Source organism: Lysinibacillus sp. KCTC 33748, assembly GCF_002237755.1.
Lineage (GTDB): Bacteria > Bacillota > Bacilli > Bacillales_A > Planococcaceae > Lysinibacillus.
In genome coordinates this window covers 1-25,299 of the sequence record NZ_MWSJ01000037.1, presented here as the reverse complement: position 1 = coordinate 25,299, position 25,299 = coordinate 1, and the positions used below count along the sequence as shown (strand labels likewise).

General features: G+C 36.0%; 31 protein-coding genes. All 31 read left to right on the top strand.

Annotation, left to right across the window (positions count from 1 at the left end; genetic code table 11):
• The first annotated feature begins 98 nt into the window (after nucleotides 1-98).
• The 31 genes from B1B04_RS24495 to B1B04_RS26530 all read left to right on the top strand — a co-directional run bounded on the left by B1B04_RS24495 (nucleotide 99) and on the right by B1B04_RS26530 (nucleotide 24,904).
• Nucleotides 99-1,916, top strand: coding sequence for a DUF5906 domain-containing protein (locus B1B04_RS24495; RefSeq protein ID WP_079564162.1), 1,818 nt, complete (start codon nucleotides 99-101; stop codon nucleotides 1,914-1,916).
• A 5-nt stretch (nucleotides 1,917-1,921) separates the two neighbouring features.
• Nucleotides 1,922-2,209 carry a hypothetical protein gene (locus B1B04_RS24490; protein WP_079564159.1) on the top strand — a complete coding sequence of 96 codons (288 nt, stop codon included), beginning with the start codon at nucleotides 1,922-1,924 and terminating at the stop codon, nucleotides 2,207-2,209.
• Nucleotides 2,210-2,644: 435 nt separating this feature from the next.
• Complete coding sequence (locus B1B04_RS24485) at nucleotides 2,645-2,848, top strand: hypothetical protein (protein WP_079564157.1); 204 nt, start codon at nucleotides 2,645-2,647, stop codon at nucleotides 2,846-2,848.
• A gap of 44 nt (nucleotides 2,849-2,892) precedes the next feature.
• A complete protein-coding gene (locus B1B04_RS24480; RefSeq protein ID WP_079564154.1) occupies nucleotides 2,893-3,117 on the top strand; it encodes a hypothetical protein in 225 nt (74 codons plus the stop codon).
• Between the two features lie 3 nt (nucleotides 3,118-3,120).
• On the top strand, nucleotides 3,121-3,357 hold the full coding sequence (locus B1B04_RS24475) for a hypothetical protein (protein WP_079564151.1): 237 nt from the start codon (nucleotides 3,121-3,123) through the stop codon (nucleotides 3,355-3,357).
• Nucleotides 3,358-3,407: 50 nt separating this feature from the next.
• Complete coding sequence (locus B1B04_RS24470) at nucleotides 3,408-3,824, top strand: DUF722 domain-containing protein (RefSeq protein ID WP_079564149.1); 417 nt, start codon at nucleotides 3,408-3,410, stop codon at nucleotides 3,822-3,824.
• A gap of 114 nt (nucleotides 3,825-3,938) precedes the next feature.
• Nucleotides 3,939-4,631 carry a hypothetical protein gene (locus tag B1B04_RS24465; protein WP_079564147.1) on the top strand — a complete coding sequence of 231 codons (693 nt, stop codon included), beginning with the start codon at nucleotides 3,939-3,941 and terminating at the stop codon, nucleotides 4,629-4,631.
• A gap of 246 nt (nucleotides 4,632-4,877) precedes the next feature.
• Complete coding sequence (locus B1B04_RS24460) at nucleotides 4,878-5,117, top strand: hypothetical protein (RefSeq protein ID WP_079564145.1); 240 nt, start codon at nucleotides 4,878-4,880, stop codon at nucleotides 5,115-5,117.
• Between the two features lie 209 nt (nucleotides 5,118-5,326).
• Nucleotides 5,327-6,547 (top strand): PIN-like domain-containing protein, encoded by a 1,221-nt coding sequence (locus B1B04_RS24455; protein WP_079564143.1) that lies wholly within the window; start codon nucleotides 5,327-5,329, stop codon nucleotides 6,545-6,547.
• 74 nt (nucleotides 6,548-6,621) lie between these two features.
• Nucleotides 6,622-6,963: a hypothetical protein gene (locus tag B1B04_RS24450; RefSeq protein ID WP_079564141.1), complete on the top strand. Its 342-nt coding sequence runs from the start codon at nucleotides 6,622-6,624 to the stop codon at nucleotides 6,961-6,963.
• 14 nt (nucleotides 6,964-6,977) lie between these two features.
• Nucleotides 6,978-7,241 carry a hypothetical protein gene (locus B1B04_RS24445; protein ID WP_079564138.1) on the top strand — a complete coding sequence of 88 codons (264 nt, stop codon included), beginning with the start codon at nucleotides 6,978-6,980 and terminating at the stop codon, nucleotides 7,239-7,241.
• A gap of 4 nt (nucleotides 7,242-7,245) precedes the next feature.
• Nucleotides 7,246-7,581 (top strand): HNH endonuclease, encoded by a 336-nt coding sequence (locus B1B04_RS24440; protein WP_079564136.1) that lies wholly within the window; start codon nucleotides 7,246-7,248, stop codon nucleotides 7,579-7,581.
• A 5-nt stretch (nucleotides 7,582-7,586) separates the two neighbouring features.
• A complete protein-coding gene (locus B1B04_RS24435; protein ID WP_079564134.1) occupies nucleotides 7,587-7,826 on the top strand; it encodes a hypothetical protein in 240 nt (79 codons plus the stop codon).
• 109 nt (nucleotides 7,827-7,935) lie between these two features.
• A complete protein-coding gene (locus B1B04_RS24430; protein ID WP_079564131.1) occupies nucleotides 7,936-8,277 on the top strand; it encodes a hypothetical protein in 342 nt (113 codons plus the stop codon).
• Complete coding sequence (locus tag B1B04_RS24425) at nucleotides 8,274-9,953, top strand: terminase TerL endonuclease subunit (protein WP_240518388.1); 1,680 nt, start codon at nucleotides 8,274-8,276, stop codon at nucleotides 9,951-9,953. Before B1B04_RS24430 ends, B1B04_RS24425 begins: the two co-directional genes overlap by 4 nt.
• An 18-nt stretch (nucleotides 9,954-9,971) precedes the next feature.
• Nucleotides 9,972-11,132 (top strand): phage portal protein, encoded by a 1,161-nt coding sequence (locus B1B04_RS24420; protein WP_240518387.1) that lies wholly within the window; start codon nucleotides 9,972-9,974, stop codon nucleotides 11,130-11,132.
• Nucleotides 11,116-11,862, top strand: coding sequence for a head maturation protease, ClpP-related (locus tag B1B04_RS24415; RefSeq protein ID WP_079564129.1), 747 nt, complete (start codon nucleotides 11,116-11,118; stop codon nucleotides 11,860-11,862). Before B1B04_RS24420 ends, B1B04_RS24415 begins: the two co-directional genes overlap by 17 nt.
• 19 nt (nucleotides 11,863-11,881) lie before the next feature.
• Complete coding sequence (locus B1B04_RS24410) at nucleotides 11,882-13,039, top strand: phage major capsid protein (protein WP_079564127.1); 1,158 nt, start codon at nucleotides 11,882-11,884, stop codon at nucleotides 13,037-13,039.
• 33 nt (nucleotides 13,040-13,072) lie between these two features.
• Nucleotides 13,073-13,264 carry a hypothetical protein gene (locus B1B04_RS24405; RefSeq protein WP_079564125.1) on the top strand — a complete coding sequence of 64 codons (192 nt, stop codon included), beginning with the start codon at nucleotides 13,073-13,075 and terminating at the stop codon, nucleotides 13,262-13,264.
• Nucleotides 13,265-13,314: 50 nt separating this feature from the next.
• Nucleotides 13,315-13,563: a hypothetical protein gene (locus tag B1B04_RS24400; protein ID WP_481817200.1), complete on the top strand. Its 249-nt coding sequence runs from the start codon at nucleotides 13,315-13,317 to the stop codon at nucleotides 13,561-13,563.
• The gene (locus tag B1B04_RS24395; RefSeq protein WP_079564119.1) at nucleotides 13,550-13,915 is read left to right on the top strand and encodes a phage head closure protein; all 366 of its coding nucleotides are present in this window, start codon (nucleotides 13,550-13,552) and stop codon (nucleotides 13,913-13,915) included. Before B1B04_RS24400 ends, B1B04_RS24395 begins: the two co-directional genes overlap by 14 nt.
• A gap of 1 nt (nucleotide 13,916) precedes the next feature.
• Nucleotides 13,917-14,279, top strand: a complete 363-nt coding sequence (locus B1B04_RS24390) for an HK97 gp10 family phage protein (RefSeq protein ID WP_079564116.1) — start codon at nucleotides 13,917-13,919, stop codon at nucleotides 14,277-14,279.
• Nucleotides 14,276-14,593 (top strand): hypothetical protein, encoded by a 318-nt coding sequence (locus tag B1B04_RS24385; protein WP_079564113.1) that lies wholly within the window; start codon nucleotides 14,276-14,278, stop codon nucleotides 14,591-14,593. The genes B1B04_RS24390 and B1B04_RS24385 overlap by 4 nt, the downstream gene beginning before the upstream one ends.
• Nucleotides 14,594-14,610: 17 nt before the next feature.
• Entirely contained in the window at nucleotides 14,611-15,234 is a 624-nt protein-coding gene (locus tag B1B04_RS24380; protein ID WP_240518386.1) for a major tail protein, read from the top strand.
• A gap of 24 nt (nucleotides 15,235-15,258) precedes the next feature.
• A complete protein-coding gene (locus B1B04_RS24375; protein WP_079564111.1) occupies nucleotides 15,259-15,615 on the top strand; it encodes a hypothetical protein in 357 nt (118 codons plus the stop codon).
• A gap of 264 nt (nucleotides 15,616-15,879) precedes the next feature.
• Nucleotides 15,880-20,553, top strand: a complete 4,674-nt coding sequence (locus B1B04_RS24365) for a hypothetical protein (protein ID WP_079564109.1) — start codon at nucleotides 15,880-15,882, stop codon at nucleotides 20,551-20,553.
• An 11-nt stretch (nucleotides 20,554-20,564) separates the two neighbouring features.
• Nucleotides 20,565-21,464 (top strand): phage tail family protein, encoded by a 900-nt coding sequence (locus tag B1B04_RS24360; protein WP_170939076.1) that lies wholly within the window; start codon nucleotides 20,565-20,567, stop codon nucleotides 21,462-21,464.
• A gap of 3 nt (nucleotides 21,465-21,467) precedes the next feature.
• Nucleotides 21,468-22,577: a siphovirus ReqiPepy6 Gp37-like family protein gene (locus tag B1B04_RS24355; protein WP_079564103.1), complete on the top strand. Its 1,110-nt coding sequence runs from the start codon at nucleotides 21,468-21,470 to the stop codon at nucleotides 22,575-22,577.
• Nucleotides 22,574-24,421, top strand: coding sequence for a glycine-rich domain-containing protein (locus B1B04_RS24350; protein ID WP_079564100.1), 1,848 nt, complete (start codon nucleotides 22,574-22,576; stop codon nucleotides 24,419-24,421). Before B1B04_RS24355 ends, B1B04_RS24350 begins: the two co-directional genes overlap by 4 nt.
• Nucleotides 24,422-24,441: 20 nt before the next feature.
• A complete protein-coding gene (locus tag B1B04_RS24345) occupies nucleotides 24,442-24,780 on the top strand; it encodes a hypothetical protein (RefSeq protein ID WP_079564098.1) in 339 nt (112 codons plus the stop codon).
• A gap of 1 nt (nucleotide 24,781) precedes the next feature.
• A complete protein-coding gene (locus B1B04_RS26530) occupies nucleotides 24,782-24,904 on the top strand; it encodes a CD1375 family protein (protein WP_254864990.1) in 123 nt (40 codons plus the stop codon).
• Nucleotides 24,905-25,299 lie beyond the last annotated feature (395 nt).

Genomic DNA, 25,299 nt, shown 5'->3' with positions numbered 1-25,299 from the left:
ACGACTGTGACAAATTAGACAACTTCGAAACGATAGTGGACTTAAACCATTATTACCAAATCATCAACAAGAAATTGGAACGGTGGGTGTGATGACACATGTTTATAGAATTCATACCAGGTCAAAAACACGCAGCAAAAAACGCAGATGTTTCAGATAAACACGACCACTTCAAAGATGCAGGGTATGTCATTACTGAAAATGATTTGATTGTCGATATAGATTGTCTTGAGAAAGATGTAATTCAAAAAATGGTAAGTTTGTTCAATATTAAAACTCAAATCGTTTGGACTGATCGTGGCGCACACCTTTATTTTAAAAAACCTCAAGGTTTTAGAGGGAGTACAAAAATTTGCCCTTTAGGGTTCGAAGTTGAATACAAACATTTTACAAACACTAAATACATCACTATCAAGCGAGATGGTGTAATGCGTGAAATCGAAAACGAAGGAGTACGAGAAGATTTACCACCGTTTCTTCATTCAAAGAAAAGACTGGAATCATTACTTGGATTAGATGAAGGAGAAGGTCGAAATAAGGCTTTATTTGCTCATAGAATGAAGATAAACGAAGTTCCGATGTGGCAAAGTGTCTTGAGGTTTATTAATAATAACGTTCTCTCTACCCCACTTTTAGAAGATGAATTTCAAACCATCTCTCGTGATGTAAAGGTTGTCGCAGGTAAAGATGATGAGCCTGCTGTTGCGGATTTCATCATGACAAAATACAAAGTTGTGAACTATTTGGAGAATCTGTACTTCTATCAAAATGGTGAATTTATAAATGATGAAGCTAAATTAAAACGGTTGGTGTTTGCAGAAGTTGGTTTACAAAAAACAAGATATGTAGACGAGATTATCAAGCAACTGCATTATAGAGCGCCACTCATTGACGTTAATAAACAATTTGATATTAAGTTTCAAAATGGTGTATTACGAGATGGAAAATTCATCGAAGTGGATTATCAAGATTTTACACCATATAACATCGATATTTCATACTATGCTGATGCTGAACCTGTGAAGGCTGTTGATGATTATATCAATCATTTAACAAACAACGATAAAGACTATCGAAATAGGTTGCTAGAAATATTAGCACACCCACTTATCGTGAATAAAGAGTTTAAACGAATGATGGGTAAGTTCTTCATTTTCGTTGGTGATGGTGGTAACGGAAAAGGTACGCTGTTAACCATCATTCGAATGATATTAAACAAAAAGAATTGTACAGGTTTGAGTATCGACAACCTAAGTGATGAGCGTTATTTCACAACAATGCAGGGGAAGTTGGCGAATCTTGGTGATGATATTCAAGACCAAGCAATTAATCAAGAGCAAATGAAGCATTTAAAGAATATTAGCACATGTGACTATGTAGCAACGAGGGAGTTATTCAAGCAATCTAGAGAGGTTGAATTGACAACAACTCTTATTTTTACAAGTAATCATATTTTGAAGTCTTTTGAAAAAGGTGAATCATATAAACGTCGTGTCGATTGGTTGCCGATGTATTCAAAACCTAAAAAGAAGGATAAGAAGTTCATCTCAAATCTAACAACAGATGGAGCACTTCAATATTGGTTGCGATTGATCGTGGAAGGATATTTTAGGTTGTATGAAAATGAGAAGTTCACTGAATGTGAGTTGGTCAATAAGTTTAACGATGAGTATCACGCAGAGAACAATAGTGTTCTTCAATATCTTCAAGACTATGATAAAGGTTATTTCGTGGGACGTAGAAGTCCAGAATGCTTTGAAGAATACGAGGTTTGGGCAGAGGAAAACGGGTTGAATGTACAAAGTAGGAAGTTATTTGTTCAAAGTTTATACGATGTACATGGGTTATCGCTTGGGGTTAGGAAAATTAACAATAAAGCAGCTAGAGTATTCGTTGAAGATTCAAATGAAAGGTAAGGTAAATGGATAACTTAATCGAAAAACATAAAGGTAAAGTCCAGTATTTCATCAATGAAAAAGATGAAGTGGTGAAGAAATGCTGTACATCTTGTTATGAAATAAAACCGATCGATGAATTTTACAACCGTAAAAAAGGTATTGGTGGAAAAACACCAAGATGTAAAATCTGCGCTTACGGTTTAAATCAACAATATTTACAAAACAGTGTAAATAAACCTAACCCAAAGAAAGTACAACGTCCAGGAACAATGAAATACAGTGAATATAAAAAGAAATTGTTAAATAAGTAGTGAACCTCTTAAACCGTTGATATCAATGGTGTTCGGGACTTATTCCCTATGAGTTTATAAAAAGGGCACATTTTTAACTACCGCCCTTTTTTTCAACAGAAAAACAGGGAATACATCAAGGTTTCTGTAACTTTCATTGTTTTTGTAACCTTTTGTAACCTTTTTGTAACCACCTCAAACCCTTGATACATCTATCTTTTATCTATATAAGTTACAAAGTTACAAAAATATATAAGATATATTAAATGTTTAAAAAAGTATCTTTAAATTGGTACCAATTTCATTAATTTATAGTATAGCTTTAAAAATATTTTTGTAACTGTAACTTTTGAATAAAAAGTGGGTGTGAACCCTTGGTATTACTGTATTCCTTGGTTACATTTTTTATCTACTGAAATTGTAACCAATAGAGAAATTGAGAAAAGGAGTGTTCTTATGACTGCATCTGTAAAAGGTATGACAGTGTGTACACCTGAGTTTCATAGAACTGTTAAACAGAATGAAAATAAAGTTGAAATTCTAGATAAGTTAATCCAACTAACTAATGAATTGTGTAATTTGGTTGGTGAAAATTCTATCAACAACACTACCGAATATAACTTAGCACGAAATCAGTTGAAAGACATTTTTGAATTATAGCTGAAAAGAATAAAAGTACGTATGAGAAGAAAGAGGTTAAAAGCATGACAATAGAAGAACAAATCTTAGCAAATCCAGTATTGAGAGAGATGAAAAATTTACTAGAGTTACAGACTGCAAAAGGTATTGCCAAGTATGGAACAACTGTCAATCCAATGGATCATTACACTATTGAGTGGTTGAAACACTTCCGTGAAGAAATGATTGATGGTGCCGTATATGCAACTGTAGTAATTCAAAAATTGGAGGAAATGCAGAAGGGAGAATGAACAATGGAAGAAACAAAATGTCAAGTATGTACAACATATGAGGCTTTCGAAAATTTAATTGAAATCGGCACTGAACCTAAGCAATCCTTTCATATTGTTGTATCACAGTTAATTGCAAACGCGTTAGAAACAGCTATTGAGGAAGCATATGACGAAGGTTATGAAGTAGGTTTCAAAGAAGCTTCTAATGATATAGCTGAAATCGTTGGTTCATATTCGAAAGCTGTAAATGAAGCGTAAGAAAATGATCAACAAATAATAAAATGAAATAAACAAGGTAGGTGCTGCACATGCCTACGTTATCGCGTAGTGAAATACAGAACATCGAGAAATATTGGATTGAATACGAACAATATAAAAAGAAATTGCAATACCGTGAATGGGAGTTGTTGCATCCACATAATCAAGGTGGTGAAATGGTCGGTGGTCGTAGTAATACGATTTCTGATACTACAGCTAAGAAAGCTATGGTACTTGCTAACGATGCCTATTATCAAAATTTAAAGCGAATCATCAAGACTGTGGAAGACCTATACAGCGAGTTAGATGAAGATATGCGAACGATCGTAGACATGCGTTATTGGGATAAGGATGGCTGTTATGAATGGGAGGACATAGCTGACAAGTTGTATATTTCACGTCATAAGGTTCTTCGTAAAAGGAACATCCTTATCGATAAAACAGCAGAAAGGATTGGTTGGGTATAAAAGTGAACTTGTTAACACCAGGGAAGTTCGCAAAAAAGTGTAGTAAATTGATATTATCAAGGGTACTTAAATACGAGTACCGTTTTTTATTCTTAAAATTAAGGAGGAATTGAAATGGAAAACACATTAAAACAAGAAAACTTACAATCTTTATTAGGGGGAAAGGCGGTCAAGCATGGAACAAATCCAAACAATCCATTAGGCACAACAATGCTTATAACTGATGGAGATAGTACAACTGGTTTTCTCTTGAAAAAGGAAATTGCTAGTGGAAGTATATCTGATTTTTTAATCTATGATTTTGAAACACCGCAAGTTATTGATAAATATAAAGTTTATATTGAAAACTATAAAGGTCAGTCGGTATCTCTCTATTTTCTTGATGCAAAGGGAGCTGTCTTATATTCACAAGAAGATAGACTTGTGCCTGGAGACAATCAAATATATAGTCTTCCGAATAGAATAAGTGGTGTAAAAAAAGCTTATATTTGGAATTCTGATGGAAGTAGCAAAGGGGAGGATTATAAAGTAATAGAATGGGATTTATATAAAGACCCTTCTTTAGATTTAAAGTCAGAACGAGCAATTTTGAGAATCACTTTAATTAATGAAGTCATTAAGGAATATGATCTTTCTGCTCAAGAATTAAAGGCTTTTATTGATTGGTATAATGCTAGAACCAAAGGAACTGGTTTAGAACAATATCCATTCTTAAAAACTTGGAATATGGGACCATTTTCTAATCGAACGGAATATGTAATCTACAGTAAAATTCTTATGTTTGAAGTTGATGAATATTTTATTTGAATGTAATTAGTTTTGAGGCACCTTTTTATTAGGGTGCCTTTAAAATTTCTTGTTTGCAGTAAAGCACTCCAATATAATTTTATTAAGCAATTAGCATAATAGGTGATGCTATTGATTGAACGCAAATTAAACCCAAAACAAGCATGAGAGGCTACTAAATGGTGGTCTCTTTTTATATCAGATTCGTATTATTGGCACATCATTCCATTTATCCTATGATAGATAGGTAGATGGGGGATGAAAGAAATGCCGAGACATGGAGAAATAATCAGTGATGAGATTATTTGTGAACGTGAACAATGCAGGAAAACATTTACTTGGTTGTATCAATATACAGAACGAGGAAATATTGATGCATTTGTAATACCAAAACCTAAAGTAAACGAATCGATAGTTAGAAATTATGATGAACAATCAAAACAAGCAATGGTGTATTGTCCGCACGAAGGTTGTGGTAAACCGAACTACTTTAAATTAAATATTTAATACATAGAAGGTCACATCTAACAAGGTGTGGCTTTTATTTTGGCCAAAGGTGATGCTAATAAATTTGTAGTATAGTTTTGGTTCTTATTAGTTTTGTTGGTGTATTATACCTTTTGTATTATAATAGTGCAGTATTGGAAGTTTTGATACGAAAATAAAACTTCAAAAATATACTGTAACGAATAATATTTAAGGGGAGATTGTTGTTAATGGATAAGTTAGATAAGCACTTTTTTCAACCGAAAAAATTCAAAGATATTATAGATACTGCAAAAATTGTAATAGATACAAATGTTCTTTTAGCAGCATATCAGTATCGGGATATAACATTTAACGAATTAATAAATACTTTAGAATCGTTAAATCAACAGGAAAGATTAATAATACCTTCCCATGTTTTAAAAGAGTTCTTTAAAAATAGGCCAAATCAAATAGTTGAGATAATTCAAACTGTACAACAGGTTAAAGATAGTTTGCCAAGTATTAAAGAAATAAAAAATATAGAAACAAAAATTCCGAGTTTAGATTATTTATCCTGTAATGAAGAGATACAAAAGGCAGAAAGTGACCTAGGAAATTCTTATAAAAAATATAATGAAAACTTAAAAGAATATAGAAAAAAACTAGCAGAATTAATAAATGAATTAAAATCTTTTTTTAATAGTGATCCTATTCTTGAAAAATATGAAGAAATTTTTAAAAATTCATATTATAACCCAGATACACTAAAAGATTATGAAGAAATGATAAATGATTTTAATAAAAGGGTGAAAAAAAATATTCCTCCAGGCCTTAAGGATGCACAAAAATCTGAAAATCGTGAGGGCGACTATATTATTTGGGAACATATTTTACAAATAAAAAATAGTGATGTGATATTTATCTCAGCCGACAATAAGCCGGACTGGGTATATAAAGAACCTAATGGAAATCTAATTAATGCAAGACGAGAACTGGTGGAAGAATTTTATGAAAAATCTATTGGGAAAAGTTTCTGTATTGTACATCCATCAGAATTTCTTAAAGTATCTAAACCAACAATTAATAATGAGGTAATAGAAGATTTGAATAAATTAGAAGAAAATGCGAAAGAGGCCGACAAGGCAGTTCTTGAATACTTTGCGAATAAAAGTAAAGTAATAAGTACTTCATTATTACAGGATGAATATGGATCTTCTAGACTTAAAAGATTACTGGACGTGAATATGAATAACAACGTTGATTCAACGGAAGGTTACCGAAAAGGAACGAATTACCATATGGATAAGGCGCTTCGAAGTATTGTAGATAACACACATTTCTATTTTGAAGTGTTAACAAAAGCTGATACTATTGCAAAGAATAGGGATTTATCAAATTATGAAAAGGATAGTCTATATAAAGATTTAGCACATTGGGTAGAGATGCAAGTAGACGAGTATTTATTATAATTTTAAAAAAGCCACCTACTATTGAAAGGGGCTTTTTATTATGCAATTAACTATTAATTGTGGAGGGATGAACAATGAAGATTGGTTATAGATGTATGGACAATCCTGCTCATTCATTTAAATCAAGAAGCAAACACATGGATGGTGTCCGTTGTCCGATGTGTCAATGTCCAGTGTTACCTACAGGTATGGATGAAGATGAGTACAATCAATTACCTTATTACCAAGACTTGAAGAAGCAATGTACAGATTCTAAAAGAGAAGCTGATATAAAGCGATTAGAGAGTATTAAATCCTTTGGTAGATTTACAAGAACAAATCGAGATGGTCCAGGTGAAATCGTTAGTTGTGTTCTTAAAGAAGATTTTGATTGGTTAGTAGAACAACTTGAAAAGCGAATGAAGAAGGATATATGAGAGGAGAATGAACAATGGCAAAGGTTGAAGGAATCACAATTGAATTAGGATTCGATGACAAATCTAAATTGAAGTTACGAGCAATCGCTAAGCATGTTGGTGCATTGGCTGATGAGTTAGATAAGATTGATAACCTTAAAGAATGTGAAGCGTGTGGTTCTTATAACACAGTAACAGAAACTTTAGCAGATGGTGAAACACGCGAAGTTATAAGTGTATTTAAAAAGTGTGATGATTGCGGTAATGAATTACCAACACGATTAGAAGGTAGCGACTAACATCATGCAAGAATACAAATCACTCGAACAAAAGCGAAAGTTCTACGACAGTGGTGATTGGAAACATATTCGTGCTGAAGTAAAGAAACGCGACAACAACGAATGTCAGGAATGTAAACGTAATGGTCTTGTACGAATCGATGATGCAAATGAACTCAACAAAGATGGAACACGAAAGAAGATTCAACTAGTGGTCCATCACATCAAAGAACTAGAAGATCATCCAGACTTGGCACTCGACATTAACAATCTCGAAACACTTTGCGTTGATTGCCATAACCGCATTCATGGTCGAGTATTCAACAAACCAAACAAATGGAGAGGTGACGAGAGGTGGTAACTACAATGACATTTCAAGAAGCAATGGAAAATGAATGTACGATATTTGTAGCTAACGCGATAATCGCTGAGCAATTAAAAAAGAAATACGGCTATCACAAAATCAAAAGTATTAAATCTATATGTATCGATGGATTAAGACGAGTTTACATTGATAAAAACATTAAGTGGATGACAGAAGTAGAACGAATTGAAAGTAGCATTAAACCATTCGGAGTTATCTATGGAGATATACCCCCCGGGTAAAAGGTTTTGCGATTTCCTGAAACCTGGGCACCGGTGATGGGCTGTACTCGCAAATGTTTTTTGTTTGTCGCGCGCGTAGGGGGATGCAATTAAGGGGGGAGGGGTTAACATGCCAAATACTTTAGAACAACTTAGAGCGCAATTGATGGCACGAATTGATACAGATAATTTATTGGAAATCGACAAAGTAGAACGATTGGTAATGTTGCGGAAATTAGATAAAGCATGTGATGAAGCAATTGAACGTGATGGCGCAACAATTACTATTAAAAACGGTACGCAACGCTTTATCAAATCGCATCCAGCGCTAAATGACAAAGCTAAATTAAACTCACAGATGATCACACTAGAAAAAAGTATTGATTTTAAGGAAGGTAATTTAGTTCCTTCCCCTGCCGCATCACCTGTGGAAGGGAAATCGGATGGTTACAGTCCAAGTGATTTAACGTGAGTAATAATCAAAAATACGTAGATGAGTACATTCATCTATATGAGACAAACCAAATCAAATTAAATAAAGAACGTGTGCTTTTAATCGAATTCGTCAAAAAGAACATTACCGAAAATGAAGAAGTATATTTCGATGATGAACTGATTGATAAATGTATTGCGTTTGGTGAGAAGTGGTATTTCCCATTAACTGCATTTCAGAAATTTTTAATAGCATTCGTTTTTTTATTTTGGAAAAAAAATAATCGCGTTGTCTTTCGTAAATTCCTTTGGATGCTTGGTCGAGGTGGTGGTAAGAACGGTTTAATTACTGTTATTTCTAATTTCCTTATTAGCGAATTACATGGCATTGAAGATTACAACATTTCGATTGTGGCCAACTCAGAAGAACAGGCGAAGACGTCAGTTGATGAAGCGTACAAATGTGTGAAAAAACATAGTATATTGCAGCAAGCTTTCAAGGCGACGCTCACTAAAATTACATCAAAGAAAACAAATTCTATTTTTACTTTCCGTACGTCAAATGGCGGTACAAAAGATGGTTTACGAGATGGTGCTGTAATTTTTGATGAGATCCATCAATACGAAGATAACAAAGATGTGCGTGTACATATTTCGGGCCTTGGTAAAAAACCAAATCCACGTGAATTTTACATCGGTACAGATGGTTATGTACGTGATGGATTCTTAGATAAGTTCAAAGAAAAGGCGATGAAGGTACTTAATGGTGAGACGCGATGGAATTCGTTATTTCCGTTTATTTGCAAGCTAGATGATGAATCGGAAATGGATAATCCTGAACTATGGGAGAAGGCCAATCCGATGTTGTGTGAACCGCGATCTGATTATGCACAAGGATTACTTGATACGATTCACGAAGAATACGAGGATTTAGAGGATGACCCTTCTAACTACGAAGAATTTATAACGAAACGTATGAATCTACCAAAAACAGATTTAGAAAAATCAGTAGCGACATGGGAAGAAATTGAAGCAACAAACCGACACTTGCCCGACTTACAAAATGAAGAATGTATAGGTTGTTTGGATTATGCGAGTATTCGAGACTTTGCTGCATGTGGATTATTATTTCGCGACAAAGAAGAAAACTACTTATTCAAAACACATTCGTATGTACGAAAAGAATTCGTTGATAAGCATTTTGCATATTCAAAAAAACAGAATGATAATCTAAAAAATCAAAAGAAATTGGCGCCAATTCGCGAATGGGAACAGCAAGAGTTATTAACAGTTGTCGATGGCCCAACAATCGATCCACACATCATAGTCCAATGGTTTGTCAATATGCGCGAACATTATATCATCAAAAAAATTGTTGCGGATAATTTTAGAATGGAAATTTTGAAACCACTGTTTGAAGCAGAAGGATTTGAAGTTGAGATTATACGTAATCCACGTGCCATCCACAGTTTATTGGCACCGCGAATCGAAACGGCATTTGCTCAGAAGAAAATAATGTTTGGTGACAATCCATTAATGCGTTGGTATACGAATAACGTACTCGTTATTATCGATAAACGTGGCAATAAAGAGTATGCAAAGAAAGAACCGATTAAACGCAAAACTGACGGATTCCAGTGCTTTGTGCATGGTATGTATCGAGCTGATGAAATTGTAGTTGGTGGCACGTTCGCGTTTGCTGATATCAATTTCTAACAAAGGAGGTGAGATACATTGGGGATATTCGAAACGATTTTTAGCAAAAACAAAGCGGTTGAATTTTCATTTGACTTGGATTTTATGCAAGACAAATCAAAGCGTTTATACATGAAAAAGCTCACACTCGATACATGCGCTTCGTTTTTGGCACGTACCATCGGACAGTCTGAATTTCGTGTGAAAGAAAATGGTCAATTTATAAAAGATGAATTATATTACCGTTTGAATCTGAGGCCAAACAAAAATCAGACTGCTAGTACATTTTGGCAAGATATCATTTGTAAATTAATTCATGAGAACAAAGCGCTTGTTGTGCAATCGGATGATGGTGATTTACTAGTAGCTGATAGTTTTATGCATACCGAATATGCAGTTTTTGAAGATACTTTTACAGATGTAACCGTCAAAGACTTTACGTTTCGGCGCACGTTCAAACAAAGTGATGTTATGCATTTACGATATAGTAACGAATCGTTAGCACCTTTAATCGATGGGATGTATAGCGATTATGGCGAACTATTCGGTCGTATGTTAGCGTCACAAAAGCGTAAGAATCAGATTCGTTCAACAGTAAAAGTCGATGCTAACACTGCTAAAAACGCAGATGCTTTAGCGAAATTACAAGAATTCATCAACAAGATGTATAAAGCAGTTGGTGAAAAAGATGTTGCAATCATGCCAGAACAACCGGGTTTTGAATACAAAGAGCATTTCAGTGGCAGTGGTAACGGTATTCAATCGATTGATGAAATTAATAAAATAACAAACGGCTTTTTCGACCAAGTTGCAACAGCTCTAGGTATTCCATTACCACTAATTCGTGGTGATATGGCGGATGTTGAAAAGGTTACGAAAAATTATATGATGTACACTATTAATCCTCTACTCAAAAAGATTCGCGATGAAATTAACGCGAAATTTTTCGAGAAGAAGGATTTTTTAAATGGTTCACAATTGGATATTAAGCCGGTTTCTTATCAAAATATTTTCGACTTGGCGAATGCAATTGATAAATTGCGCTCATCAGGTGTTGTAAATGGTAATGAAATCCGCTCAGAACTAGGTTTAGAAATTGTAGAGGACGCTATTATGGAAGAATACTTCATCACGAAAAACTATCAAACAAGCTCACAGGCATTTGAAGGAGGTGAAAATAAAGATGAAAAGACGGTTTAATTTTAAAAACCAACAGTACAACCAGCAATTAGAAAGCATTCCGTACAATTTCGGTGTCGTCCACAAGGATGATGAGGGTATTACTGAACTAACGATTTACGGAGATATTGGTGAGTCATGGTATTGGGATTCGACATCAGCAGTTGATGTTGACAATGCTCTTAAAAACGCAGGTAACAACGACATTGTTGTGCATCTTAATTCTCCTGGTGGATCAGCATTCGATGGCATCGCGATTTATAATCGATTAAAAAATCATGAAGGAAAAGTAACAATTCATGTTGATGGGTGGGCATGTTCAGCTGCATCTGTAATTGCTATGGCAGGTGATGAAGTTATTATGGGAGCAGGCGCTATGCTGATGATTCACGAAGCTTCTAATATTGTTTGGGGAAGTAAAAATGATTTCCGTAAACAAGCTGATTTACTTGAAAAACTAGAAGACGGTATCATTGATATCTATATGCAAAAAGCGAACATTAGTCGTGAAGAAATTCGTCAAAAGGTTGATGATGAAACTTGGTTTAGTGCGAACGATGCATTAGAAATTGGTTTCGCTACTTCAACTGCCACCTCTTCAACTGTGGAAGACAACACAGAAGTTGAGCAATTGAAAGCTCAAATGCAAACGATGCAAAATGAATTAAATAAATTAAAAAATACGGAACCAGTAAAGCCTGTAGCACCTGTTACAAATAACAGTGTTCGCAAGGCTTTTTTAAATATCTAAAAATCGGAGGAATGTAAAAATGGTTATTAAATTTAATAAATCAGAGGATTTTAAAAATGCAAAGGCAAAATTAACAGCAGTATTAGCAAATGAGGCAGCAACACAAGAGGAGCAATCACAAGCATTCGAAAACTATTTCGATGTATTACAATCAGAAGTTACAAACGCGGTTGCTACACAAGTAAACAATGAAATGTTAGATCGTTCAGTTTTACAACAACGTGGTCAAAATGTATTAACTTCAGAGGAAACGAAATTCTTTAATGCAGTTGTAACATCTGGAGGATTCTCAGATGATTCAATTCTACCTAAAACAACAATTGAACGTGTATTTGAGGAGTTAGCAAACGAATACCCATTACTTGAGGCATTAGGATTACAAGATTTAGGTGCGGTTACTCGTTATATCGATTCGGATCCAACAAAAGCATATGCATGGGGCAACCTATTCGAAGGTATTGCTGGTCAAGTATCTTCAGCATTTAGCGATAAAGAAGTTGGTCAACTTAAATTAACTGCATTTGCCGCTATTCCAAACGACATGCTTGAACTAGGTCCGGTTTGGGTTGAACGTTATGTTCGTACATTACTAGTAGAATCGTACTCAACAGGTTTAGAGTATGGATTTGTAAACGGTCATGGAGCAACTCAAAAAGAACCGATTGGACTTATGAAAGATGTAAATGTTAGTACTGGTGCCATTACTGACAAAGTTTCAAGCGGTACATTAACATTCGCACCTTCTGAATTCGGTGAAATTGTTGCAGGTGAATTACATGGTGTTATTTCTGCGTTGTCTGTAGATTCAAAAGGAAAGAAAGTGAAGGTTGGTGGTAAAGTCGTGATGGTTGTTAATCCAACAGATGCCATCGCTGTTCAATTCCGAAACACAATTCAAACAGCTAGTGGTCAATGGGTAACAGCTTTACCATATAACATTCAAGTTGTTGAATCTGATCAAATCCCATCGAAAAAAACATTGTTCTTTGTAAAAGGTCGTTACAATGCACGTTTAGCAGGTGGTGTAAAGGTTAAGAAATTTGACCAAACATTAGCGATTGAAGATGCAACACTTTACACATTAAAACAATTTGCTAATGGTGAGCCAAAAGATAACAAGGCAGCTTTACTCTATGACTTAGATATTCAATTCAATACATCTGTGCCGACTCCTTAATTTTAGGGAGTCTGTATTTTTAGGAGGGATTAAATGACTCACAAAGTAGTTAGTCGTTTCAAAGAAACTAAGCATGATGGTCATATTTATGAGATCGGTGATAAATATCCTGTGGAGGGCAAGAAGGCGACTAAAGCTCGATTGGAAGAGTTATCGACTACGAAAAATAAATGCAACCAAATCTTCATTGAGGAAGTCAAGCAAACTCCTAAAGTTGAGGAGTGATATAAGTGGATAGTATTACACAAGAAATATTAGAAGAATTTAAACTTCGTATGAAGCTTGGTGATGATGAGGATGACAATTTAACACGTATCTTAAAAGCTTCCGTAGAAGACTTACAAGACATTTGCGGTGATTATGATATAAACACTAGTGAACGCTTTAAAGAGCTTGTATTTGAGCGCTCACGCTATGTTTACAATGATGCACTTGAATACTTCCACAATAACTTTCTAACGCAATTAAACAACCTTAGTATTGCAAAAGCACTTGAAAGTAGTGAAGTCGATGAAACAGTTTAAATACAATGAAAACAATCATTCAGGCTTGTATTGTCATTGGATTTTAATTCGAAAACGCACCTTGACTAAAGATGAATTGCTACAAGAAATCGAAACGTTTGAGGACTACGGAGGCTATTGGGCCATGGTTAAAACGCTAAAAGGTAGCGAAATAATGGGGGCCGGAAGAGAGCAAACAAAAGTCGAGAAACGTTACGTATTAAAGTATGCAAAATCATTAGATGAATTTATCAATAGTGAACATACAACTTTTGAAGTGGTCCAAAAGGGTGTTGCATATGATGTTAAAAGCGCCACTAATGATGATGATATGAATATTACTGTCACTATTGTTGTAGAAGGGCGGTCATAACATGGCAACGAACATTAATGATATCGCTACTGAAATCAATCGCACTCTAGCAAACTATGCTCATGGTGTTGGTGAAGACATAGAAAAAGTTGCTGAGAAAGTTGCTAAGGAAGGTGCGCAGCAACTCAAAACAAGAAGTCCAAAAAGCCCTGGCGGTGGCGATTATGCTAAAGGTTGGCGAGCGAAGAAAGTAGGTAAACAATGGGTCGTTCACAATGTTAAATATCAACTTACTCATTTACTTGAAAAAGGACATGCGAAGGTAAATGGTGGTCGAGTTGACCCAAGGGTCCACATAGCACCTGTTGAAGATGAAATGATTGATCAGTTTATAAAAGGTACAGAGGAGGCGATAAGAGGGTGACGTTATCAGAGTTAGCTCAAAAACTAAAGGCACTTGGTTATCCAGTCGCTTATTCTCATTTTAAGTCAGTACAAGTTCCGCCATTCATCTGTTACTTAGTTGTGGACGGCGATACCTTCAGTGCTGATAATACAGTTTTATCAAAAACCACTTATGTTGACATCGGATTATATGTAGTCAATAAAGATTTGGCTGCAGAGAAAAAAATCGAAGATATGTTAAAAGAAAATGAACTCCCTTGGTCTTACGATGAGATTTTCATCAAAGACGAGGGAGTTTTTAAATGCACATATTCAATTACTTTAATTAATTAAAAGGAGCGATTAACACTATGAAAGAAAACAAATACCCAATGTTAATGCCATTAGATATTCAAATGTTTGGAGAAAACAAAGTACGTTTTGGCTTAAAGAACGTCCATTATGCAGTAGCAACAGAAGCAGCGGATGGAAAATTAACATACGGAACACCGGAAAGATACCCTGGAGCAGTTTCATTAAGCTTAGATCCACGAGGTGAAACATCAGAGTTCTATGCAGATGATCGTGTTTTTTATGCAACATCAGTAAATAACGGATATGAAGGCACTTATGAAGCTGCTGAATTACCTTTGAAGTTCCGTACAGAGGTATTAGGAGATGAATTAGATGAAACATCAGGAATTCTTACAGAAACAGCAAATGCAAAGCAGAAAACAATCGCTTTAATGTTTGAATTTGATGGCGATGTAAAGGCAACGCGTCATGTATTGTATAACGTTACTGTAAGTCGTCCAGGAACATCCGGTGAGACAAAAACAGAGTCTACAGAACCAACTACACAAGAATTATCGTTCATTGCTGGGCCAACTGTTGATGGTGTTGTTAAACGTGCTACAACTGGTACAACGACACCTGCGATTTATGACGGATGGTATGCTAAAGTATTTGAACCAACAGAGGTACCAACACCTTAATGATCAATTGTGGAGGGCAAATAGATGGAAATTACATTAAATATTGATGATAAACCAGTTAAATTTAAATCGAGCGGTGCTGTAACAAAACGTTATAAAATGCAGTTTCAACGTGACTTCTTTGCAGATATAGCAACTTTAGGTATTACAATGGCAAAGGAAGATATTAAATCAACAGATAACGAAAAATCAATGGAGTTCATGCGTAAAATCAATTTTGATTTATTCTTAGATATTGCATGGGTGTTTGCAAAAACAGCAGATAAAACAATCCCTGATCCACTGACTTGGTTAGACTCTTTCGAGACATTTCCTATCATTGAAATTTTGCCAGAATTGCAAGATTTAATTGCACTTACAATTAGCTCTAAAAAAAAATAGATAACGATGGTACGTCTACAGGAGATCCATTCTCTACAGAGACGTACCTTTATTTATGCAAAGAATGTGGATTAACACATGAAGATTTAGAGACGATGACCATTGGCATGACGCTTGATTTTATAGATGAATACTTAGAAAAGAAAAATCCAAACAAAAAAGAAAAGAAAGCTGTTCGTAAAGCATCACAAGCTGATTTCGACTCATTCTAGCACTTGCCTTTTGGCAGGTGTTTTTTATTTGTACAAAAGGTAGGTGAAATGAATGTCAAATAGTCGAATAAAAGGTATTACGATTGAATTAAACGGTGATACAACCGGGTTAACTGATGCGCTGAAAGATGTAAATAAAGAAAGTAATAAGGTTTCTAGCGAGTTAAAAGCGGTCGAACGAGGATTAAAATTTGATCCCGGAAGCACTGAACTAATCGCGCAGAAACAGCAGCATTTATCCGAACAAATCCAAAATACAAGCAAGAAATTAGATGTACTAAAAACTGCTCAATCACAGGTAGAAGAACAATTTCGAAATGGTGATATTGGAGAAGATCAATATAGAGCATTCAATCGTGAATTGGCGATTACAGAAGCACAACTAAAATCATATGACACAAAGTTATCAAGTGTAGTAGCAGACCAAACTAAATTATCTTCTAGCACAAGTGAACTTAAAACATTCTTTAGTGCAACTGGTACAGAAGTAGATAAATTCACAGATGTATTAGGAAGTCGCTTAACAAACGCTATTCGTGAAGGTACAGCTAGCGCAGACCAAATAGGTAAGGCACTAGAAATAATGGGTAAGAAAGCATTAGGTTCTAGCGCTGACATCGATCGTATGCGTAATTCATTGCGCAATGCTGATGCAGGAGCTTCATTAAAAACTATTCAGAAGGATTTAGCAAGTATAGCTAAAGATGCAGATAAAGCGGGAGATTCTGTAAATGGTTTTGGTGACAAACTAAAAGGTGTTGCTGCTGGATTAGTTGCAGGAGGTGGACTAGCTGCTACTATTCATGAAGCGTTAGAAGTATCTTCACTTAATACAGATATTGAGATTTCAATGGGTATTAAAGGCGGAGATATTGAAGCTGTAAGAAGTTCTATCAATACAGTAACAGCTGCTATCGGCGATGAAGAAGCTGCCTATGAAGGCGTTCGAAGACAGCTGACTCTTAATAAAAATGCATCTATCGAATCGAATAATGAGATTATCAAAAGTGCAGCTATGATTTCACGTGCATATAAAGAAGTTGACTTTAAAGAGCTGATTCAGGAATCACATGAAATTGGAAAAGAACTAGGTATTACCCAGAAAGAAGCATTAGGCTTAACTAATCAATTATTATCACTTGGTTTTCCTACAGAACAATTAGATATCATTTCTGAATACGGTTCACAGCTAAAAACAGCAGGCTTCTCAGCGGAACAAGTACAGGCAATCATGGCTGCAGGGGTAGAAACTGGTACATGGAATATTGATATTTTACTTGATGGGCTGAAAGAAGGTCGTATCAAGGCAGCTGAATTTGGTCAGGGTGTAGATAAAGCCATGAAAGAAGCTCTAGAAGGAACTAAGATTTCTGCGGCACAAGTAGAAAAGTGGGGGCAAGCTGTAGCAAAAGGCGGAGACGAAGGTCAGAAAGCGTTAGTCGAAATGAATACCGCATTAATGGGTATCAAAGATGAAACTAAACGTAATGAAATTGGTGTTAAACTCTACGGTACGCTTTGGGAAGAGCAAGGTACTAAGATTTCCGCAACTCTTCAAAATATGGATAAACATATGAAGACCACTGGAGAAATGACCGGCAAGTTAAAAGAGGATACGTCCAAACTTGAAGCCGACCCTGCTTATAGATTAGCGGAAGCTATGAATAAAATTAAAGAATCTTTAGCGCCAGTTTTAGCAGATCTTGCAGAAATGGTAGCCTCTATTGCCGACTGGGTAGCCGAGAACCCTAAATTAACAGCTACAATCGTAGGTGTTGTTGCAGTATTAGGAACATTAATTGGAGCATTCGCAGCTTTAATGCCAGCAATTGGTTCGTTTGTCGGACTCGTCGGTGGAGGGAGTGCCGCCGTAGGAATCCTTGGCTCTGCTTTGGCAGTTTTGACAGGACCAGTCGGTTTAACGATAGCTGCTGTAGCTGCATTAGGAGTCAGTATATATGCTGTGACTAAAGAGTTAGGTAACTCATCTATCGAAGTAGAATCATGGAAAGATAAGGTATCGGAAGGTACGGCTAAGGCAGTTGGTAGTTATTTAGATTTAGAACAAAAAGCAACAAATGCTTTCCATCAAATCGCATGGTCTGGTGAAACAGTAACTCAAGAAATGGCAACTAAAATGGTTGGTATGTATGACCAAATGGGGCAACAAGTATTGACGGAAATGCAAACGGATCATGCCGCACAACTTGCTGAACAACAGAAATTCTTTGCTGATTCGAACGCTTTAAGTACTACTGAAGAAGCTCAAATCTTAGAACGATTGAAACAAAGTCAGGCGGCTGAAGAAGTGGCTACTCAAGAAGGCAACACTCGCATCAAAGAAATATGGCAAACGGCGGCTAATGAGAAACGAGCTATTACTGAAGATGAAGCCGCTCAGATTGATTTGATTAATGCTCAAATGAAAGAAAATGCAGTGAAACACTTATCGGAATCGGAACGTGATCAAAAGTTAATCTTAGAAAATCTTAAAACGGAATCTACTGAAATTACAGCAACTCAAGCAGCTGAAGTAGTTAAGAATTCTAAGAAACAGAAAGATGAAAGCACTAAAGAAGCAGAAGACCAATACAACAAAACAGTTAAGAATGCTCAGATGCAACGTGACGAGCTTGGTATTATTTCTCAGGAGCAATACCAGAAAATAGTTGATGAAGCTGAAAAGACTAGGAATGATACTGTTAAGAAAGCTCAAGATATGCATCAAAATGTTGTTAAAGAGGCTCAGAGCCAAGCCGGTGAGCACGTAAAACAGGTTGACTGGGAAACTGGTGAAGTCAAGAGTAAGTTTGCTGTTATGAAAGAAGATACAGTTAAAGCAATTAAAGATATTGGTGAAGGAATAAGCAAAGGTTGGAATACAACTTGGACCAGTACTAAGAAATTCGTAACCGACATCGGAACTTCTGTCTCTAAAGGTTTTGGTGATATGGTTACTTCTGTAGCAAAAGAAATGGGCGAGGTCAGAACCACAATTGAAAAAAAGTGGAAAGAAGCAGAATCGTTTTTAAAAGGAGTAAAACTTGGTCAAATAGGTAAAGACATCGTCAACGGTTTGATTCAAGGTATCGGCGATATGTTCGGCGGTGTTAAAAGAAAAGTTGAGGAATTAGCTGGTTTTATTCCAGAATGGGCTAAGGATATTTTAGGAATCCATTCTCCTTCTCGTGTCATGAAACAGATTGGTTTGTGGACAGGCGAAGGTTTAGTTATCGGTTTAGATCAATCTAGCCCTAAAGTGAATAAGTCTATGGAGAACATTGGTAACGGTATTCTTGATGTATCAAAAGCTTATCAAGAGGAATACTCGAATCTAATTGATGAATTTAATCGTAAAAATGAAGATAAAAATGATAAGACTTTAGAAAAAATCTATAAAATCCAAAATAACGCAGCTAAGAAAAAACGTGCATTAACTAAACAGGAATCACAAGAAATTGCATTACTAGAAGCATCGTATCGAGATCAAAAGATGCAAGCAGAAATTAACTTTCAGAAAAAATACAAAGCCCTTGTAGAGAAATCAGAAAAAGAATATCTGGAAGTTATCAAAAACTTCATAGCTGATAAGAAGTCTCTGGACGAATTGTCGTTAATGGAAGAGGCTGCTATTTGGGAACAATCAATTGAAATGTTTGTGGAAGGCTCAAGGGAACGTATCCTAGCTCAAAAGGAATATCAAAAAGCAGTTGATGCAGTAAACAAAGAAGTTCTAGCTATTAATAAAGACTACCAGTCTCAAATGCAAAAAATTAATGATGATTTAATTAAGGCAGAGAAGGATCTAAATAAAGCGTATGATGATGAATTTGCAAAACGTGAAGCAAAATATAAAAATTTCGCAGGTACATTTGAAGCTTTCAAAGTTGAATTAAATCGCACAGGGCAAGAATTATTGGATAATTTACAAGGTCAAGTGGATGGATTTAAAAAATGGCAGGATGAATTTGCAAAGCTTTCTGGGCGCAATATCGATGATGGTTTATTAAAAGAGCTATCGGATTTAGGTGTTAAAGCCTTACCAGAGTTAGTAGCGCTTAATAGTATGACTGATGAGCAATTAACACAATACAGTGCGCTGTATCAAGAAAAAGCAGCGCTTGCACGTCAACAAGCTGAAAAAGAGCTTGTAGGTATGAAAGAAGATACGGACAAGCAAATTCTTGCTTTACGTGAAGTTGCTTCAAAACAACTTGATAAGTTAAAAACTGAATGGAGTTTAAAAATAAAGGAGCTCACAAGCACTACAGCGAGTGAGCTAAGCTCGTTACAACAAATTGGTATAGATGCCGGACAAGGCTTGTTAAATGGCTTGGCTTCTATGGAAGGACCATTAATTTCTAAAGCTCAACAAATCGCAAATGCTATTTCTAGCACCATCCAACAAGCCTTAGATATTCATAGTCCTAGCCGAGTTATGAAAGGCTTTGGCGTCAATATAGGACAGGGTTTAATAGTTGGTATGGATGAAATGATTAATAAGGTTTCTCAATCCTCACAACGGCTATCAAATGCTGTGAGCAATGTACATGGATCAATAGCTAGTAGTCGTGCCAAATCACAAGGAAATGCAAACTCTATTTCATCTTCTACAACTACTATAGATAACAGAAAAAACTTCAACCCAACAGTTAATGTTTACACGATGGAAAGTCCTGAAAAGGCAATGAACCGTGAATTGAAACGCATGGCATTTTTATTCTAGGAGGTGACGGTTTGATAGCAAATACAATCACATTTACAAATTTAGGTGGGAATGGCGATAGCGTAAATTTTGCGCCAAATCGTCATTTTCGATTAATTAACGGATTTGATTTATCGGCGTTATCTGCTACAGTCAATCAATCCCGAAGTACTAAAAATGGTGCTACTTATCAAAGTACGAAATTGGAAACACGTGACTTTGACATTGAATTTTTTATATATCGAATTTCTGAATCTATTAACTGGTATGAGGAAAAGCGACATGAATTATTTAAAGTGTTTAATCCATTAAAGAATCCGATTCGTATTGATTTTGTAACTAAAGGCGGAAAGGAATACTATATTGACGCTGAATTAGTCGCTACTCCTAGCCTTCCACAAGGATGGGAAAATGACAATAATACATGGCAAAAAGGGTTGCTCCAGTTTAATGCGAGTGATCCTTTTATTTATGAAAAAAATGAAATAAAAACAGATATTGCATTGTGGATGCCAAACTTGGAATTTCCACTCGAAGTGTTTGAAGAGGGTATTGAAATCGGGTACCGAAGCCCTTCATTAATCGTAAATGTGGAAAACAAAGGTTCTGACGACACAGGCATGATTATCCGATTTATAGCTGCAAGTCAGGTTGTTAACCCTAAATTACTCAACGTTAACACATACGAAGAATTAAAGTTAAATTTCACAATGCTTCCTGGGGATTTAATTGAAATTAGTACTTTTAGCGGAAAAAGGACAGCTATACTCACACGAAATAATGTCAAAACAAATATTTTCGGGAAAATAGATTTGTCCTCCACATTCTTGCAGTTAAGGGTTGGTGACAATTTATTTAGGTACGATGTTGACCAGGGACTTGATTATTTAGAGTGCGCAATCCTTCATCGCAACACATTGATTGGGGTGTAGAACATGATTGAATTAAATGTATTTACTTATGATTTTGAGCGCGTGGGGACGATTGAACATTACAATCACTTGTCAATTGAACGTAATTACTATAATCGTAGTGTATTAGAGTTAGAGTTAGATGCGACTGAACAAAATGTCGAGCTACTAAAAAAACACAACGTGATCACTACCACGACTAATGTCAATTACGGCTATATCATTACACAATTCCAGTATTACGATGATGAAGAAGGCGAACATATTAAAGTGTTTGCTTACTCGCTTAATCATTTATTCGACGGGCGCACAACGATAAAGCAAGAACGTTACAGTGGGAATGTCGAAACGGTAATGAAGCAGTTTATAGCAAAACATTGTATTAATACATCAGCAAATCGTATCATTCCGCATCTTGTACTTGCTGATAATAGTGGTATTGATATTAAAACCGAATCAACGACGACAGGTAAAAATTTAGAAGAGCATATCTTTGAACTTTGCCAAAAGCATGAAATAACAGTTGACGTTTTGATGAATCACGATACAAAACGTTATGAAGTTTATACGTGGCAAGGCGAGGATAAGTCAGAAGGTGTTAATGAAAACCCCGTCAAATTTAGCAAGGAATTTGAAAATGTAGCATCCATTGAATTTACGCACGACACATCTGGATATCGATCGGTTGGGTATGTAGCTGGTGAAGGTGAAGGTGATGAGCGTGAAATTGTTGTAGTAAATGACAATTTAAGTGGACTTGATCGTAAGGAAATATTTATTGATGCACGTGATTTACAGTCCGTATATAAAAATGAAAATGATGTAGAAGTTACATTAACACCGACCGAATATCATCAAACATTAACGAATCGAGGACTTGAAAAACTATCAGAAATGAAGGTTATTGAAACGTTCGAGGGTGAAATTATCGATACGCAATTTGTGTATGGAGTTGACTATTCACTAGGAGACATCGTTTCATTCCGTAGTGAGCGATTGAATCGTATTTTGCATACAAGAGTAACATCTGTACTTATCTCTGTGGATGGCAACAAGAAGATGGATTTAAAAGTTTCGTTTGGCAATAAAATTCTTACATTGCTAGATAAGATAAAGAAAGTGGTGAAAAAATGACGATATACAGTGGTATTTTTAACAGTGTCCGAGATAGCAATGGCCAAGGTGACCGTAAAGTTAATGCTTGGTGGTTCGCTAAATATTTTAGTACGTTTATTGGCAATGGTGTATTTCCGAATCCATCTACCAATTTACAAGTCGTAGCAAATACCAATATGAATGTAACCGTTAAGCCTGGTACAGGTTGGATTGACGGTTATTTTTTATATAGTGACAGCGACCATATTTTAAAATTAGACATAGCAGATGGTGTACTTAAACGCATTGATCGTATTGTCATGCGCTTAAATCACTTAACACGTCAAATAGATATTGTTGTTAAAAAAGGGACATTTGCAAGCAGTCCAGTAGCACCAATTTTGCAACGTGATACGGATTATGTAGAGCTTGCACTTGCTGATGTACTAATAAATAATGGGGCTACTCAAATTACTCAAGCCAACATTACTGACCAACGACTAAACAAAACAGTTTGTGGTATCGTACACGGCACAGTAGACCAAGTTGATACAACTACAATTTTCAATCAGTACCAAGCATGGTTTAAAGAGACTACAGGAAGAGTAGCTGGTGAAATTGATGCATGGCAAACGCAACAAAAACAAGAATTCGATGAATGGTTTGCTACAATACAAGGCATTTTAGAAGGTGATGTAGCAGCTAATTTAGCAGCTAGAATAGCTAATTTAGAGCAAACAGTTGATGATTTACAAAAAACAGTTGATACAAAGGTTGATAAGCACATCAAAGAAGATTTAGGACACGTTAGATACTTAGGATTTACTAATTCACCTAACGCATGGGTATGTACATCTGATGAAATAATATGGGAAACAGATGTCAATCCTCCAAGACCTAAAAGAGGTAGTTCTTATAGAGTATCTGCTAGTAACCCAAACTCTGGAAATATATCTCTTTCTGTGAAAAATTCAGATGGTTCTAAAGTTAGTAATTCGTATCCAGTTTTAAATGCAGACGGTTCACAAATTTCTTCAAATTCTATAGCTTCTGGAGCTGTGGTTGCTGTATCATTCAGTGGTTCGGCTTTTTTCTTGCAGGGTAGCGGAAGCGGGGTGAAAGAAGTAGTCCCTAATAATATTGTGTATGACACTCCGGGTGTTTATGTTTTCACTCCGCCAAAAGGCGTTAGCCGTATACTAGTTAGGTTGTGGGGAGCTGGTGGCGGTGGCGGCGCACGTTACAACTCAAACGGTGGTGGAGGCGGTGGCGGTGGTGCGTTCGTTTTAGGCTCTTTAGACGTCAAACCCGGAGAGATATTCACAGTTGTTGTCGGAAAGGGTGGGCGAGGCGGTCAAACTGGCTCTCATAACGCTGAGGATGGCGGTAGCTCATTTGTTCAATATAGAGGACAAACATTCTTAATGGCAGGTGGTGGTGGCGCTGGTCAATTAGGTGTATTAGGCGGTGGCGGTGGTGGTAAATATAATCAAACTGGCGGTCAATATATAACCAACGCCAAAGATGGAGTACCACTTTTCCAAGCCCCAACGCCTCCCGGTAAAGCTGTATTATTAGCATCTTACAGCGGAGGAGACGGAGGAGGTCAGCAAACACAACATGGTAATGGTGGAGGAAGTGCCGCTAATGATGGCGGTGGCGGTATAAAAGGCGAATATATAACACAGGGTATAGCTTCCATGAACTATTTCTATGATAGAGGTGGTAATGGTGGTGGTGGAGCTAACTACAATAACGGCAATCTTCCCGGAATCCCAGGCTTCGGTGGCGGAGGCGGAGGTGGTGGCGGTAACGCAGAAGATAGTCACCCAATGTCGATAGGTACATCTGGCGGAAATGGTCGTGTTCATATTTTTTGGTAACTTATAAGGAGGGCTATAGCGTGATTATTATTGACAATAAGCAAGAGCAAACAAAGGTGAAAGTATTAAGCGTGTTTTCGCTTAATGAAATTGCGGTCGAGTATGATACTAGTATTTTGCCGCAACGGGAAGATATAAAAGGCAAACGAGCCGAGTTGTTCTATGATAAAGAAACAGAAAAACTATATTACGAGTATATTGATATTCCTAAAACGGAAATTGAGTTGTTGCAAGAAGAAACCCAAAAATTGAAATTGGCAATAGCTGAATCAGCGGAAGTGCAACAACAAGATAAAATAGAAAATCAATTGGCTGTTGCTGAATTAGTAGAGACACTAACAAACAAGGAGATTTTATAAAATGGCTAAATTATATTGGGATTTAATTAAAGAGAACTTACGAACAATTGACCAAGTGCCGTTGTTGTGGCGAGAAGCTGTACAAGCATTACTTGATAAAGAAAAACAAGTAAACGCAGCATAAGCTAGCGTAATTTTTTATGTTGGAAAGATTTATAGTCTTTTTTGTTGAAATTATATTTGTTGAAATACTATGATGAGAGAAACAAATATAAAGGAAGTGTAAAAATTTATGGGAGTATTAAGTTTTCTAATATTTATTTCTACTATAGCTGGGGCATATTTCTGTGGTTCAAAAGCAGTTAAAGAAGTAAAGGGAGCTTTTGAATCTAATTTATCATAGTCAAATAATGTGACAGAAATTCGAAGCACTCTCGTTAGAGGGTGTTTTTACATTCAAATATTTTAATGCCTTCCACAGATGATGAACTGCTCCCCAATTATTAGACACTCAATCTAACAATTGGAGGTGCAGTTTTTGTATGGTTAAATTTAAAGAAAAAGTGAAATTAGAAGCTG

Bases quoted from the DNA above. Each gene is read 5' to 3' on its own strand.
- B1B04_RS24495 (WP_079564162.1), top strand. From the start codon at position 99: ATGTTTATAGAATTCATACCAGGTCAAAAACACGCAGCAAAAAACGCA.
- B1B04_RS24490 (WP_079564159.1), top strand. From the start codon at position 1,922: ATGGATAACTTAATCGAAAAACATAAAGGTAAAGTCCAGTATTTCATC.
- B1B04_RS24485 (WP_079564157.1), top strand. From the start codon at position 2,645: ATGACTGCATCTGTAAAAGGTATGACAGTGTGTACACCTGAGTTTCAT.
- B1B04_RS24480 (WP_079564154.1), top strand. From the start codon at position 2,893: ATGACAATAGAAGAACAAATCTTAGCAAATCCAGTATTGAGAGAGATG.
- B1B04_RS24475 (WP_079564151.1), top strand. From the start codon at position 3,121: ATGGAAGAAACAAAATGTCAAGTATGTACAACATATGAGGCTTTCGAA.
- B1B04_RS24470 (WP_079564149.1), top strand. From the start codon at position 3,408: ATGCCTACGTTATCGCGTAGTGAAATACAGAACATCGAGAAATATTGG.
- B1B04_RS24465 (WP_079564147.1), top strand. From the start codon at position 3,939: ATGGAAAACACATTAAAACAAGAAAACTTACAATCTTTATTAGGGGGA.
- B1B04_RS24460 (WP_079564145.1), top strand. From the start codon at position 4,878: ATGCCGAGACATGGAGAAATAATCAGTGATGAGATTATTTGTGAACGT.
- B1B04_RS24455 (WP_079564143.1), top strand. From the start codon at position 5,327: ATGGATAAGTTAGATAAGCACTTTTTTCAACCGAAAAAATTCAAAGAT.
- B1B04_RS24450 (WP_079564141.1), top strand. From the start codon at position 6,622: ATGAAGATTGGTTATAGATGTATGGACAATCCTGCTCATTCATTTAAA.
- B1B04_RS24445 (WP_079564138.1), top strand. From the start codon at position 6,978: ATGGCAAAGGTTGAAGGAATCACAATTGAATTAGGATTCGATGACAAA.
- B1B04_RS24440 (WP_079564136.1), top strand. From the start codon at position 7,246: ATGCAAGAATACAAATCACTCGAACAAAAGCGAAAGTTCTACGACAGT.
- B1B04_RS24435 (WP_079564134.1), top strand. From the start codon at position 7,587: ATGACATTTCAAGAAGCAATGGAAAATGAATGTACGATATTTGTAGCT.
- B1B04_RS24430 (WP_079564131.1), top strand. From the start codon at position 7,936: ATGCCAAATACTTTAGAACAACTTAGAGCGCAATTGATGGCACGAATT.
- B1B04_RS24415 (WP_079564129.1), top strand. From the start codon at position 11,116: ATGAAAAGACGGTTTAATTTTAAAAACCAACAGTACAACCAGCAATTA.
- B1B04_RS24410 (WP_079564127.1), top strand. From the start codon at position 11,882: ATGGTTATTAAATTTAATAAATCAGAGGATTTTAAAAATGCAAAGGCA.
- B1B04_RS24405 (WP_079564125.1), top strand. From the start codon at position 13,073: ATGACTCACAAAGTAGTTAGTCGTTTCAAAGAAACTAAGCATGATGGT.
- B1B04_RS24400 (WP_481817200.1), top strand. From the start codon at position 13,315: ATGAAGCTTGGTGATGATGAGGATGACAATTTAACACGTATCTTAAAA.
- B1B04_RS24395 (WP_079564119.1), top strand. From the start codon at position 13,550: ATGAAACAGTTTAAATACAATGAAAACAATCATTCAGGCTTGTATTGT.
- B1B04_RS24390 (WP_079564116.1), top strand. From the start codon at position 13,917: ATGGCAACGAACATTAATGATATCGCTACTGAAATCAATCGCACTCTA.
- B1B04_RS24380 (WP_240518386.1), top strand. From the start codon at position 14,611: ATGAAAGAAAACAAATACCCAATGTTAATGCCATTAGATATTCAAATG.
- B1B04_RS24375 (WP_079564111.1), top strand. From the start codon at position 15,259: ATGGAAATTACATTAAATATTGATGATAAACCAGTTAAATTTAAATCG.
- B1B04_RS24365 (WP_079564109.1), top strand. From the start codon at position 15,880: ATGTCAAATAGTCGAATAAAAGGTATTACGATTGAATTAAACGGTGAT.
- B1B04_RS24355 (WP_079564103.1), top strand. From the start codon at position 21,468: ATGATTGAATTAAATGTATTTACTTATGATTTTGAGCGCGTGGGGACG.
- B1B04_RS24350 (WP_079564100.1), top strand. From the start codon at position 22,574: ATGACGATATACAGTGGTATTTTTAACAGTGTCCGAGATAGCAATGGC.
- B1B04_RS26530 (WP_254864990.1), top strand. From the start codon at position 24,782: ATGGCTAAATTATATTGGGATTTAATTAAAGAGAACTTACGAACAATT.